Source organism: Micromonospora sp. D75 (assembly GCF_018070405.1).
In the GTDB taxonomy this organism is placed as follows: domain Bacteria; phylum Actinomycetota; class Actinomycetes; order Mycobacteriales; family Micromonosporaceae; genus Micromonospora; species Micromonospora chalcea.
In genome coordinates, this window is record NZ_JAGPXV010000106.1 from 1 (window position 1) to 12,369 (window position 12,369).

Sequence of the window (12,369 nt, forward strand, 5' to 3'; positions counted from 1 at the left end):
ACGCCACGCTGAGCTTGGTGAGGTCGCCGAGAAGGCGGGCGCCGAGCTAGAGGCTGCCAGGGGAATCGCCCGCGGCTTCGCCGACCTCGCCGAGGATCTCGACGTCAGCGCCGGCGAGAGCGCATCAGCCTTCTCCGACGACCTCGACACGGCGCGGGCGCGCAAGCGGAGCCTCCGCACCGCCCTGAACGCGGCGAACGACAGCGCCGCGACCGAGCGCGCCCGACTGACCCGCACCACGGAGGCGCTGCGGCGGCACGCCGTGGACTCCCGGTTCCGGCTCCTCCAGTCGACCATCCGCCAGCAGATGTCCGCGCTCGACAGTGCGAGCCTGGCAGGGCACGCCGATGAGTGGATCACCGCGCTCCGGCCGCGGCTTCGGTCGCTGACTGACGAGCTCACCAGCATCGACCGGCACCGGGACATGATCAATGTGCGGCTGCACGGCATGGTTGGCGCCGCCTTCCGTACCCTGCGCAACGCGCAGCGGCTTTCCCGGCTGCCAGAGGGCCTGGACGGCTGGTCGGGCCAGGAGTTCCTGCGCGTCGCGTACCAACCACTCGAGGAGGCGGCCCTGCTCGAGGCGATCGGTGAGGTTGTCGACGAGGTAGTCGACGGCGGCGGCGTCGATGGGATGACCCTGCTGCTGCGCTGTGTCCGGCGGGCGGTGCCGCGCGGCTTCCGCGTCGACGTCCTGAAGCCGGACTCGGCGCTGCGGCCTGAGCGGCAGCGGGTCTCGGAGATCAAAGACGTCTTCTCCGGCGGGCAGCAGTTGACCGCCGCCATCATCCTGTACTGCACGATGGCGGCGCTGCGGGCCAACAACCGTGGCCGGATCGGAAACCGGCACTCCGGAGTGCTGTTCCTCGACAACCCGATCGGGCGAGCCTCGGCCGGTTACCTGCTCGAGCTGCAGCGGTCGGTCGCCGCGACGCTGGGCGTGCAGCTGATCTACACGACCGGACTCTTCGACGCCAACGCGCTGAGCGCCTTCCCGCTAATCATCCGGCTGCGTAACGACTCCGACCTGAGGGCCGGGCGCAAATACCTGGCGGTCGATCACGTCTTTCGCAAGCGGCTGGACGAGCTGGGTCCCGAGGACGCCGGCGGCGAGCTCACCGCGATCCGGACCTTCGTACGCGCCGAGCACTGATGGCCGCCTCCCGTCCTGCCAGTGACCTGCTAGACGAGCTCTGCGCGGCGGCGGAGCGCGGCGGTTGGAAGCGGACCGCCCGGAGGCGGGTCCCGATCGGCCGCGTCTGGGAGGCCTACCACCGCATCCCCGCGGCTAACGCCGACGACGAGTACGAGCGTGCGGTGCTGCGGCGGTTGCTGCTAGAGCTGGAAGACTCAGGCCGGATCCGGCTCCTACGCGCCGACGACCGCGAGAAGGTGGCATTGCCTGCGGCGATCTGGCTGCTGCCGACCCGCAGCGCTACGGCGCGGCCGGCACCCATGCCGCCGTGGCATCCGGAGGTGCGCGGGCTAGCCACCCACTGGCCGGTGGCAACCCCGAAGCAGCGGGCGGCCTACACAGCGGTCAACCGGTGGCTGATGACCAATCCGGACCGCTCGCCGGTGCCCATCCGCGAACGATCATTGGAGATCTTCGGCCGGCACGGGTCGGCGGCGGACTTCCCGATGCCGGAAAAGGTGCTCGACACCCTCCGTTCGGGACCGCTCTTCTCTGACCGCGACGAGCTGCTGCGGCTCATCGGGGCGTTCATGGTGCACCCGCCGCTGCTGGCGGAGCGCTTCACCGAGGCGATCGGCGACGGATATTACCAGCGGGTCGGCGCCGGGCGGATGCTGCTGGTCATCGAGAACGCGACGACGTGGTGGTCGGTGGTGAACAGCCTGCCGGAGCGGCACGACCTGGGCTACGTCGCTTGGGGCCTGGGCAACACGTTCACGGCGTCGGTGAACACGATTAGAGCCCGCCACGCCGTCGCCGAGATCCGGTACTTCGGCGACCTGGACCTGAGCGGGCTGCGGATCCCGCTCTCAGCCTCGGCGACCGCCGTGCACAACGGGCTACCGCAGGTGCGGCCCGCGATGCACCTCTACCGCGCCCTACTGCAGCTCGGGCTGCCCATCGCGGCGAAGGAGAAGGCCGCGGCACCGGCGGACGCCGCCCGGCTGGCCGGCTGGCTCGGCGAGAATATGGGCCAGGTCGCCGCCCTGCTCACCCGCGGCGAGCGCTTGGCCCAGGAGTGGGTTGGCTTCCGGCACCTGCGCACAGACGCGAGTTGGCACGCCGACGTCCGCATCGCCGCCTGGGCCTGACACCCCTTCTTTGGACAGTACGGCTCGACTGCGTCCATCAACGCCGACTGAGACAGGAGACGGCCGCTGTTCCGGCTGACGTGCGGTCGCCGTATGTCGTGCTCCGCGTCGCGCCGAGACCCGTAGACTCTGGGCGGCGGTCACGCCCGCCCGTCTCCGAGCTGCCGGCGCCCACGCCGCAGGCCGCGATCGAGGACAAGCCGTCGCCGACGCAGCGTGAATGTCCGGCAGACCCTTTCTTGGAAGGGGCGTGGGCCTTCGTCGGAGGAACATCATGGGCAAGCGAAATCGTGCACGTACCCGGGCCATCCGCGCCGAGATGGCGAAGACCGGGGAGAACTACACCCGGGTCGCCGCTGCGGTGGGAGGCTCATCTACCTGGCGCGGTGACCGCAGCAGCACCGACGTGGTCAAGGAGCACATAGTCCGCATCTTGCAGGAGCGGGTGCGCGTTGATGAGGCCCGCTACGACCTCGCCGTGGATCTCAACCGGCGGGGGCACCGTGTCATCTTCGAGCGGCGAACCTCTGGCGACGGCTGGGAGATCAGGGACTGGCTCACCGACGAGCTGCTCGCCGAGGGCGACGACGGGCACGACGGGTACGCCGCTACGGTGAAGCGGCTGGATCCCGACGACATGTGGTACCACGAAGACTTCTTGGACGACGAAGAGCCGCTGCAGACGGTTACCACCTTGGGGATGCCGCCGACGCTGGGGCAGGCAATCGACGACTGGGTCGCGCAGCTGAGCACCTCCGACGAGGAAATCGCACAGTTCATCGGCTGGTCGGTCGAAAAAGTCCGCGAGCATCGGTAACTAGCGGTGCCGCAGCGGCAGCCTTCTCGTGGTGGGCCAGGTGATAGCCAAGGAGGGGGTAGCCACCGGCGGCGGAGGAGCGCCGGCCGGCCTGGGACCGGTCGGCGTCGCGTAGCGGGATCTGGTGGCGAAATCGTCGGGGTCGAAGTCGCAGCCGTCGTGCTGGGCGGCGGCATAGAGCTTCATCGTGATCACGTCGGTCGGGACGAACAGGCTGTGCCGGGCGGATCGGCTCGGCGCCGGTCAGGTCGCAGGCTGGACCGGCCCCGTCGCGGAGGTAATGGCCCAGGACCATAGTGGTGACGCCGTCGTTCGTAGGCATGGTGACGGCAGCGCCCGCACCGCCCGATCCGACCACCGCCTACCGGGCCGCTGATCACAACCACGCCCACGTACCAGAGCGCTGACCTACACCGACGCGGTCCTCCCGCTCCTGGGTGTCGTGGTCGCCGTCCGTGTCCAGTCACGGTGACGTCCCGGCGTGCGGGCACCGGCGCAAGCCCTTTGCCGGTAAGTGTGCCCATTCGAAATCCCAGTCTGGGCCGCCACCCGCGATGATCGCCGGCCGGCCAATCGCGTTGATGCGGCCGATGCCGCTGGGGTCAGGTTTCCTCGATTCCGATGGCTCTGGTTGTGGTCAGGCTTAGGAGTTGGTGTGGCGGACGGGCCAGCCGAGGAACCGGTCGAACATGCCAGCAGCGGTGCCCGTCTCAGCGGGGTTGAGCCGGTGCAGATCGTCGATCGCCTCGTGCAGGCATCCGGCCAGGTAGAGGAACAGGCTCACCCGGTTGTCCTGGTACTCGGCGAGGAGAGCGAGTTTCGCCGCCCCGCAGGGCCACGGCTGCCCGCACCGGCGGCACAGCCATAGCGGTCGCAGCGGCAGGTGCTCCACGGGCTCCCTCGCGATCGGGCGCCCCAAGACGCGGCGCGGCTCTCCAGTCATCGGCGATCGCCCTCCCGGGCCTGCTGCTCAAAGAGCCGACGCCACACATGGGTGAGCAACGGCGGATCAGGGGGATGCTTCTGCCGCCGCGCGGGAACGTGCGTCAGGGTTTCGGATCGCCAGGTCTGGTCGTCCCTCGCGTTACGCGAGACATACACCGTCATGCCGCCGCCCCCTTCCAAGTCTGTGAGTGGTGGGCTCGCCGGGGAAAGGCGAACCCACCGCTGCACTACAGCGGCTAGGAGCAGGCCGCCGGTCACCCACCCACGCAGCCCTCATGGCAGTACGCAGATGGGGCATCACCAACAAGCGAGCGGAAGTGCGATGCGGCGTTAGCAACCCATGATCAAGGTTGTCCTCGGCAGCTGTCTCAGTTGGATCTAGCTCTTCGGAGCTCACCTCGCGCCCCCGCTCGTTAGGTCGGGCTTGATCGCCGCCCGTGTCTTCACCTAATCGCGGAGGACATGTGTTTCCCAGGGCGGCGATGACGCAGAACTGATGCATCCTCATTGCGCTACACGGCGTTAGCTGGATGAATGGATCGGTGATGGTCAGCGGCGGAGGAGGGCGGCGCGCGGGCAAGCGTCGGCATCGGCTGGCCGAGCGCCGCAAGGCGTTCGGCTTGAGTCAGGAACGCCTTGCCGAAGTTCTTGGTGTCGACCGCTCCACCGTCGTGCGGTGGGAGCGGGCAGAGACTGATCCACAGCCGTGGCATCGACCGCGTTTGGCTGCAGCTCTCAAGCTGTCGGTCGAGGAGCTGGCCGACCTGCTGGTCGAGGTCGGCCAGCCACCGTCGCCGCCCAACGAGCGTCTCAACTATGTGCTGCGGCACCCCCGCCGGGTCGACCTGGTCACCGTTGCCTACCTACGGGAGCGGGTGCAGCACCTTGACGAGCGCTACGACCGGACGCCTTCGACGCTTCTGCTCGTCGAGGCGGGGCAGCTACACGGCCAGGCGACCTTCCTCCGCCAGCACGCCAGCGACGGCTTGGTTCAGCGTGAACTGGCCGCAGCCGTCGCCGAGTCCGCCACGCTGATGGGTCAGCTCGTGTGGGACGCCTCCCAACGTCACGACCACGCCGCCAGCGCCGCATATTTCGACGAGGCGATCCGCGCCGCACAGGACACCCGCGACGCGGTTACTGTCAATCCCCTGGAATCGTGGAGGGCTCCGTTATGCGGCCTGGGCCTCCAGGGCGCGGGTTTCTGATCGTTCGTAGTCGATGGGTGAGCGCCAGTTGCAGACGGAGTGCCGGCGGCGCCGGTTGTAGAAGTCGGTGATCCAGGTGGCGATCTTCAGGCGGGCCTCGGTACGGGTGCGGAAGTGACGGCGGTGCACGTACTCGACCTTGATGGTGGAGAAGGTGGCCTCGGCGACGGCGTTGTCGAAGCATGACCCGACCCGGCCCATCGACTGGCGTACGTTCCACCGGTTGCAGGCCCGGGCGAAGTCGGCCGAGGTGTACTCGCTGCCCCTGTCGCTGTGGAAGATCACTCCTTCGACGTTGCCGCCGCGGGTGACGGCGGCCATGTTCAGCGCGGCGACGACCAGCCCGGCGTCGTGGTGGGCGCTCATCGCGTAGCCGAGATTCCGACGGGAGTACAGGTCGATGACGGTGGCCAGGTAGAGCTTGCCCTCGTCGGTACGGATCTCGGTCATGTCGCCGCACCAGGCGACATCCGGCGCCGGTGCGGTGAACACCCGCTTGACCAGGTCCGGTGCGGCCGGACGCTTACCTTGGCGGGTCAGGCCGCGTCGGCGGCGCTTGACCCGCGCGGCCAAGCCCAGCTCGGCCATGAGCTGCGCGATCGTGTTGTCGGAGACCTGCCAGCCGGACTCGCGCAGCTCGATGCCAATGCGAGGGCTGCCGTAGGTGCCGCCCGAGTCGTCGAACACCTTCTGGACCGCGGCCGTCAGCCGGACACGCTGGTCATCGCGGCGCGTTGGCGGCCGGTCACGCCACTTGCAGAACCACGACTCGGACACCCCCAACGCCCGACAGGCCACCGCGTGCGGCACGGAATGCTCGGTCCTCTGGGAAGCGATGAACCCGGCCACGCTCACCGGCCCGTCGCTTCCTTGACCCACAGGACCACCGATCGCTTGAGAACATCACGCTCCATCGCCAGCTCGGCATTCTCCCGCCGCAACCGGGCCAGCTCCGCCCGCTCGTCCTCGGCCAACTTCCCGGCAGCGGCCTCACCGCGAGTCTCGCGGTCCCTCTTCACCCAGTTGGCCAGGGTCCCGCTGTTAATCCCCAGGTCACGGGCGACCTGCGCGATCGACTTACCCGTCTCACGCACGATGCGCACCGCGCCCGCCCGGAACTCCGGATCGAACTGGCGTCTCATCTCAGCCATGAACCTCTATCCCTCAAGCTCTGGCCTCCACGCTACGAGGGGAAGGGCATACCGAGGCCAACGCGCTGCTTCGCAAGAGCTACCTCGCTCTATACGGCACCAAGCAGCCGACCGCTGGCGTTGGATTGACGGCGCGCGCCGCCGCCGTAAGCCGCAACGACAGCCATGTGATCACGGGCCTCGCCCAACTGCACCGTGCCGAGGCGCACGCGATGCTTGGCCAGGCCCGGGACTGCTTCGATGCCCTTGGCATCGCTGAAGATCACTTCGCTTCGATAGATCGTCGAGATCCAGCCGCTGCCCTTTTCTGTCCCAGCCATCACGCGCGACTCGCGGGGTCTTGCTGGCTGTCGCTGAGCAAGCCGGCCGACGCCATCACAGCCTTTAGAGGAGGCTCGGCAACTCATCGCCGCACGCCGCAAGTCGACCGCCGTTGTCCTCGGCAATCTTGCCCTTGCCAGCATCCTTCATCGTGACGTCGATGCAGCCACGTCCCACCTGCGCCAGACCATCGAGGTCATCGAGCGGACCCGCGCCGGCGGTGGTCTCAACCTCGCCTTCGCCGCAGCCCGTCAACTGCGTCCCTGGCGCGACCTGCCCTCGGTCGAGGACGTCAACGACCGACTGTTCACCCTCATGACCCGGTAGGAGGAGCAGCGTGACCAGCATTGGCGATGCCAAGCAGTCCGTTCGGCGACGGGTCTGGGATCTCCTTGAACGCGAAGGCGCCGCACCCATCGGCGTTCACGGTCACATCCCTGACTTCACCGGCAAAGAAGACGCCGCTGCCCGACTCGCCGAGCTGGATGTCTGGAAGCAGGCACGGGTCATCAAGTGCAATCCCGACCGGGCCCAACTGCCCGTACGAGTACGCGCTCTTCAAGAGGGCAAGCTGCTCTACGTGGCGGTCCCGCGACTCGCCACGCCGAAGCCCTTCTACCTGCTCGACCCGACCGTTCTGACCGCTCCGTTCGAGGCTGCCGTCACCAGCACCGGCGCACCGGACGTCGCCCCTACAATCGGCCCCGACGACATGCGCCCGGTGGACCTGATCGTCTGCGGCAGCGTCGCCGTCAGCCGGCGAAACGGCGTACGAGTCGGCAAGGGCGCCGGCTACTCCGACCTAGAGATCGCGCTCCTCACCGAGGCTGGACTCGTGTCCAAGGGCACCGCCATCGCCACCACCATCCACCAGATCCAACTCCTCGACGAGGAACTCCCCCACGCAAGCCACGACTTCAACGTCGATCTTGCGATCACCCCCACCGAGGTGCTTACCTGCACGGCGGACCGAGATCGACCGGCAGGCATCATCGCCAAAGACCTCCGTCAAGATCAGCTAGACAGCATCCCAATTCTGGGCGGCACAAGGGGGCAAGATACCCGGCACAACCCCTAGCAAGGCCGCCGGAGCGAGCGTTCCTGGGCATGAATGCTGGCTCGGCCGTCGAACCCATAGGTCGAGCAGGCCTGCTGGTGGAACTCAAGTTGCTGCGGGCGGCGGGAGATGCGATCAGGCCGGTCGCAAGTGGACTTTGCCAACCGACGGTCCGAGCCGCAGCACGCCGATGAACGTCCGCCCAGGGCCTTGGGAATGCCAGGCCAACCAAGGGCGGGAGCGCCGTGCTCCCAATCTGCTCCCAACTTAAGGGGCAACAGCGGAGAAGCCCGTTACCGGTGATCCCGGTGACGGGCTTCCTACCTGCCTATATTCATGGTGGGCGATACTGGGATCGAACCAGTGACCTCTTCGGTGTGAACGAAGCGCTCTCCCGCTGAGCTAATCGCCCTCAGCGCGCATGACTCTACCCGATCACCCGCCCGGACCAAAAACCGGGCCTCAGTGCGTCGCGAGGTAGTGCAGCGCCTGCGCCACGACGTCGATGCCGAGGCTGTACTTGAGTGACAGCCACACCACGACGGACACGAACACGAGCCCGACCGCGCCCAACACGAACCGCACTCCCAGTGACTGCCGCTTCACCCACTGCGTCCAGGAGTTGACGTGCCGGCGGGTGAACGCGAGCAGCCGTCGCGCCCAGTGGAACTCGACGGCCCAGACGCCGAGGCCGGCGATGACCAGCAGCCAGCCGGGCCCGGGCAGCGGGATCAGCGCGATGCCGACGGTGACCACGATCGCGCCGAGGATGCCGATGAAGATCTTCAGGGCGACGCGGCCGGTGGGGTTGGCGCGGATGAGTTCGAGGGTGGTGTGCAGGCGCAGCCGCCAGCCACGTCGGCGCCGGCGCTGCTCCGTGAGAGTGCCTCGCGACCGCCCTTCCACAGGCACCTCGTACCCCCGACTTTCGGCTGCTCGGGCCGCACCTTTCGGCGATTCGGCCGTGGTCCGCGACGTCACCGACCCGCCCCCCGTGACCATTTCCACCCCCAGTGTCGCGCGGGACCGTCACCCCTGCTGACGACTGGACGTTACCGGAGTAAGTCGACGACTGAACCACCCGTTGCCGGGCGGGACGACGGAGTGGGCGGAACCGGAAATTCTACGCGGGGCCGAGTGGTTCCCGGGGGCTTTCCGAACCCCTTCCCACCACTGGGTGAAGTCAGCGTATGGCGGAGCGTAGCCAGGAGCAGCACCTGAGTATGGGAAAAGCGGGACACGCGCGTTCCGCAGCGGTGCCGGGGGGAGAACGTCCATGAGTGTCATCCGACCGACGACCGTAGAGGTCGAGACGTCGCTAAGGCTCGTCGCGCCTGACGCCACCGCCTTGCCGGTGCGTGCCAGTCTGCGTTACGACCCTGCTGACCCGTATGCGGTCCATGTCCTGTTCCACGCCGAGTCCGCCGGCGGCGAGGCGGTGAGCTGGTCGTTCGCACGCGAACTGCTGGTCACCGGGCTCGACGAGCCGGCCGGCATCGGTGATGTGCGGGTCTGGCCGTGGGCCACACCGCGCGGCGACTTCGTCGCGCTCGCGCTGTCGTCCCCGGACGGCAACGCCCTGTTCGAGGTTCCGCGCAGCGTGCTGGTGCGCTTCCTGCGCCGGACCTACGTCGTCGTCCCGCGCGGCCGTGAGGCCGAGCACCTAGACGTCGACACCGCGGTGAACCGGCTGCTCGCCGGTCGCTGACACGGCAACACCCGGGGCCGCGCGGATCTGCCGAGTCCGCGCGGCCCCGGGCCGTCTTCACCGGGGTACGCCTCAGCCGCGCGTGGTGATTCCGCCGTCGACCGGGATGACCGCGCCGGTCAGGTACGCGCCGGCCCGCGACGCCAGGTAGATCGCCGTGCCCGCCATGTCCTCGGGTCGCCCGATCCGGCCCAGCGGCACCTGCTGCTCGATCGCCGAGCGCGACTCCGGGTCGTCGAGCGCGAACGCCATCATCTTGCTCTCGAACGGGCCGGGCGCGATCGCGTTGACGGTGATCCGCTCGCCGGCGAGCTGGTGGGCGAGGCTGCGGGTGAGCATGTGCACGGCGGCCTTGGTGGCCGAGTACGCGTACACCTCCATCCACGGCACCCGGATGCCGTCGACAGAGCCGATGTTGATCACGCGGGCCGGGTCGTCGGCGCCGGCTGCGGCGCGCAGTTGCGGCAGCAGCGCGGTGGTGAGCCGGAAGACGGCCTTGACGTTGACCGCCCAGAGCTTGTCGAAGGCGCCCTCCGGGTACTCCTCCAGCGGCGCGCCCCAGGTGGCGCCCGCGTTGTTCACCAGTACGTGCAGCCGGTCGTGGCGTTCCCGCACGGCTTCGGCGAGCGCCAGCGCGCCCGCGTCGCTGCCGAGGTCGGCCGGGATCGCCTCGCAGTGCCCTTCGGCGGAGAGTTCCTTGGCGACCGACTCGCACACGTCGGCCTTGCGCGAGGAGATGATGACCTTTGCGCCGGCCCGTACGAAGCCCTGCGCGATCATCAGTCCGATCCCCCGCGAACCGCCGGTGACCAGGACCGTCTTGCCGTCGACCGAGAACAGTTCCGTCATGCTCATCCCATCGCCGTCGCCCGGCCGGGGGCCGGTCGGCCGACCCGGGGCTTACCGATCGGTAACCTAACCGTCGGCCGTGCGTGCCGACAAGACCGCCTCCGTGCGGGCGAAACCGTCGAGATGCAACGTGCGGCCGGGCCGGTTCCCGTCGGGGAGATGGTCACTACCGGTCAGCCCTCCCCGGCCACCCGCACCGGCCCGCCGGAGTCGCGCCCCGGCGCCGACGAGATCCTCACCGGTGCGCTCGGCGACCTCGCCGCCGAGCCCGGCTGGCCCCGGCCGGTCCTGCTCGACCGCGACGTGCTGATCCTGGTCACCCACGGTCACGGCACCGCCGAGCTGGACTTCCGGCCGGTGCCCTGCCGGCCCGGCACGCTGCTGCGCGCGTACCCCGGTCAGGTGTTGCGGTGCGTCGGCGCGCAGCTCGACGCGACAGTGGTGAGCTGGCGGCCGGACGCGCTGGCCGGCCTCGACGTCGACCCGGAGGCGGTGCCCGCCCACCGTCAGCTCGCCGGTGAGGACGAGGACGCGGTGATCAGCGAGGTCAGCCAGCTCGCCGTGGACGCCGAACGGCACGCGATGGTGCCGCCCGCCGCGGCGCTGCTGCGTCACCAGCTCGCGGTGCTGCTGCTGCGGCTGAGCCTGCTGCCGCACCCGGAGAACGGTGCCGCGCCGCGGGCCGAGACCGACACGTTCCGGCGGCTGTGCCGCGAGGTGGAACGCGGCTACCGGCACACCCGCCGGGTGGAGGACTACGCCGCCCAGCTGGGCTGTTCGGTGCGTACGCTGACCCGGGCCTGCCTGGCGGTGACCGGGCGCAGCGCCAAGCAGGTCATCGACGAGCGGGTCGCGTTGCAGGCGTGCCGGCTGCTGGCCGCCACCGACGAGTCGATCGCCCGGATCGGCCGGGACCTGGGTTTTCCCGAGCCGACGAACTTCGGCCGCTTCTTCACCCGGGAGGTCGGGGTGAGCCCGGGCACGTTCCGGGCCAACCGGGAACGGCCGCTGCCAGTCCGTCTGGTGCGACCCCGGCCGCCCGCCGACTCCCCCGCACCCACCGGCCAGGCATGATGGCACTGTGCAGATCTCCGCGCGCGGCGACTACGCGGTCCGGGCAGCCCTGAGCCTGGCCACCGCGTACCCCACCCTGCTGTCCACCCAGGCCATCGCGGCGGAGCAGGACATGCCGCGCAAGTTCCTCGAGGCGGTCCTGGCCGACCTGCGCCGGGCCGGGGTCGTCCGGGCCCAGCGCGGCGCCGAGGGCGGCTACACGCTGGCCCGGCCGCCGCGCGAGATCACCATCGGGCACGTGTTGCGCGCCGTCGACGGCCCGCTCGCCGGGGTACGCGGGCTGCGCCCCGAGGAGACGCGGTACGAGGGGGCGGCGGAGAACCTGCCCCGCCTCTGGGTGGCGGTACGCGCCTCGGTGCGCCGGGTGGTCGACGAGGTGAGCCTGGACGAGCTGGTCAGCGGCCGGCTGCCGGCGCACGTGCGCAAGCTGACCGCGCAGCCGGACGCGTGGGAGCCGCGCTGACTCACAGCGTGCCGACCACCTCCTCGTAGGGCAGGCGCGGCAGCCGTTCCCGCCAGGCGTCCGGGGCCGGGCGGCCGATGTTCATCAGCAGCAGCACCCGGTGCCGCCCGTCCGGGAAGAACTCCCGCTCCACAGCGGCCGCGTCGAACCCGGCCATCGGTCCGGCGGCCAGCCCGGCGGCGCGTACCCCGACCAGCAAGTAGCCGATCTGGAGCGCGGCGTTGAACCGGGCCTGGGCCTCCCGGCCGGCCGGGTCGCCGGTGAACCAGTCGCGGGCGCCGGGCCGGTGCGGGAACAGCTCGGGCAGCCGGTCGTGCCAGTCCACGTCGGCGGCGAGCACGGCGGTCAGCGGCGCGGTCGCCGTCTTGTCCCGGTTGCCGGCGCTGACGTACGGCAGCAGCCGCGCCCGGGCCGCCGTCGAGCGCAGCAGCAGCACCCGCAGCGGCTGGGCGTTCATCGCGGTCGGGCCGTACCGGACCAGGTCGTGGAT

At 69.6% G+C, this 12,369-nt stretch carries 15 protein-coding genes, 1 tRNA gene and 2 pseudogenes; 8 read left to right on the plus strand and 10 right to left on the minus strand.

Annotated features, from left to right (window positions below):
• From KBX39_RS09370 to KBX39_RS09380, 3 genes and pseudogenes are all read left to right on the plus strand, one after another.
• Window positions 1-1,153: pseudogene (locus KBX39_RS09370) on the plus strand (hypothetical protein); the annotation flags it as partial.
• On the plus strand, window positions 1,153-2,286 hold the full coding sequence (locus tag KBX39_RS09375; protein ID WP_043325504.1) for a Wadjet anti-phage system protein JetD domain-containing protein: 1,134 nt from the start codon (window positions 1,153-1,155) through the stop codon (window positions 2,284-2,286). The pseudogene KBX39_RS09370 and the gene KBX39_RS09375, both read left to right, overlap by 1 nt.
• A gap of 274 nt (window positions 2,287-2,560) precedes the next feature.
• Window positions 2,561-3,103: a hypothetical protein gene (locus KBX39_RS09380; RefSeq protein ID WP_140946607.1), complete on the plus strand. Its 543-nt coding sequence runs from the start codon at window positions 2,561-2,563 to the stop codon at window positions 3,101-3,103.
• A 602-nt stretch (window positions 3,104-3,705) separates the two neighbouring features.
• On the opposite strand, the pseudogene KBX39_RS09385 reads toward KBX39_RS09380, so the two are convergent.
• Window positions 3,706-4,046: pseudogene (locus KBX39_RS09385) on the minus strand (hypothetical protein).
• Window positions 4,043-4,210 (minus strand): multiple cyclophane-containing RiPP AmcA, encoded by a 168-nt coding sequence (gene amcA, locus KBX39_RS34025; RefSeq protein WP_282596412.1) that lies wholly within the window; start codon window positions 4,208-4,210, stop codon window positions 4,043-4,045. The pseudogene KBX39_RS09385 and the gene amcA overlap by 4 nt, the downstream one beginning before the upstream one ends.
• 368 nt (window positions 4,211-4,578) lie before the next feature.
• Between amcA and KBX39_RS09390 the strand changes: the two genes are divergently transcribed.
• Window positions 4,579-5,256: a helix-turn-helix transcriptional regulator gene (locus tag KBX39_RS09390; protein ID WP_198033296.1), complete on the plus strand. Its 678-nt coding sequence runs from the start codon at window positions 4,579-4,581 to the stop codon at window positions 5,254-5,256.
• Here KBX39_RS09390 and KBX39_RS09395 read toward each other — a convergent pair.
• The 4 genes from KBX39_RS09395 to KBX39_RS09410 form a co-directional block, all read right to left on the minus strand.
• Entirely contained in the window at window positions 5,221-6,135 is a 915-nt protein-coding gene (locus KBX39_RS09395; protein WP_312246956.1) for an IS3 family transposase, read from the minus strand. The two genes, KBX39_RS09390 and KBX39_RS09395, sit on opposite strands and share 36 nt — an antisense overlap.
• On the minus strand, window positions 6,108-6,407 hold the full coding sequence (locus tag KBX39_RS09400) for a transposase (protein WP_043325510.1): 300 nt from the start codon (window positions 6,405-6,407) through the stop codon (window positions 6,108-6,110). The genes KBX39_RS09395 and KBX39_RS09400 overlap by 28 nt, the downstream gene beginning before the upstream one ends.
• An 89-nt stretch (window positions 6,408-6,496) precedes the next feature.
• Window positions 6,497-6,730, minus strand: a complete 234-nt coding sequence (locus KBX39_RS09405) for a hypothetical protein (protein WP_124779044.1) — start codon at window positions 6,728-6,730, stop codon at window positions 6,497-6,499.
• Window positions 6,731-6,791: 61 nt separating this feature from the next.
• The gene (locus KBX39_RS09410; protein WP_043325511.1) at window positions 6,792-7,076 is read right to left on the minus strand and encodes a hypothetical protein; all 285 of its coding nucleotides are present in this window, start codon (window positions 7,074-7,076) and stop codon (window positions 6,792-6,794) included.
• On the opposite strand from KBX39_RS09410, the gene KBX39_RS09415 reads away from it, so the two are divergent.
• Window positions 7,066-7,806, plus strand: a complete 741-nt coding sequence (locus tag KBX39_RS09415; protein ID WP_051611175.1) for a 5-formyltetrahydrofolate cyclo-ligase — start codon at window positions 7,066-7,068, stop codon at window positions 7,804-7,806. The genes KBX39_RS09410 and KBX39_RS09415 overlap by 11 nt on opposite strands.
• A 316-nt stretch (window positions 7,807-8,122) precedes the next feature.
• On the opposite strand, the gene KBX39_RS09420 is transcribed toward KBX39_RS09415, so the two are convergent.
• Window positions 8,123-8,197 (minus strand) — tRNA-Val (locus tag KBX39_RS09420).
• Window positions 8,198-8,247: 50 nt separating this feature from the next.
• Window positions 8,248-8,787, minus strand: coding sequence for a TIGR02611 family protein (locus KBX39_RS09425; protein ID WP_176722870.1), 540 nt, complete (start codon window positions 8,785-8,787; stop codon window positions 8,248-8,250).
• Between the two features lie 274 nt (window positions 8,788-9,061).
• Here KBX39_RS09425 and KBX39_RS09430 point away from each other — a divergent pair, with 274 nt between their 5' ends.
• Window positions 9,062-9,493 carry an SsgA family sporulation/cell division regulator gene (locus tag KBX39_RS09430; RefSeq protein WP_007457244.1) on the plus strand — a complete coding sequence of 144 codons (432 nt, stop codon included), beginning with the start codon at window positions 9,062-9,064 and terminating at the stop codon, window positions 9,491-9,493.
• Window positions 9,494-9,565: 72 nt separating this feature from the next.
• Here the strand turns inward: KBX39_RS09430 and KBX39_RS09435 are convergent, their stop codons facing one another.
• Window positions 9,566-10,342, minus strand: a complete 777-nt coding sequence (locus tag KBX39_RS09435; protein ID WP_069089529.1) for a RhlG family 3-oxoacyl-ACP reductase — start codon at window positions 10,340-10,342, stop codon at window positions 9,566-9,568.
• A gap of 159 nt (window positions 10,343-10,501) precedes the next feature.
• On the opposite strand from KBX39_RS09435, the gene KBX39_RS09440 reads away from it, so the two are divergent.
• Window positions 10,502-11,416 (plus strand): AraC family transcriptional regulator, encoded by a 915-nt coding sequence (locus KBX39_RS09440; protein ID WP_210870041.1) that lies wholly within the window; start codon window positions 10,502-10,504, stop codon window positions 11,414-11,416.
• A 7-nt stretch (window positions 11,417-11,423) separates the two neighbouring features.
• Window positions 11,424-11,879 carry an Rrf2 family transcriptional regulator gene (locus KBX39_RS09445; protein WP_013284925.1) on the plus strand — a complete coding sequence of 152 codons (456 nt, stop codon included), beginning with the start codon at window positions 11,424-11,426 and terminating at the stop codon, window positions 11,877-11,879.
• A 1-nt stretch (window position 11,880) separates the two neighbouring features.
• Here the strand turns inward: KBX39_RS09445 and KBX39_RS09450 are convergent.
• The coding region (locus KBX39_RS09450) for a malonic semialdehyde reductase (protein ID WP_210870042.1) at window positions 11,881-12,369 on the minus strand (489 nt) is incomplete at its 5' end.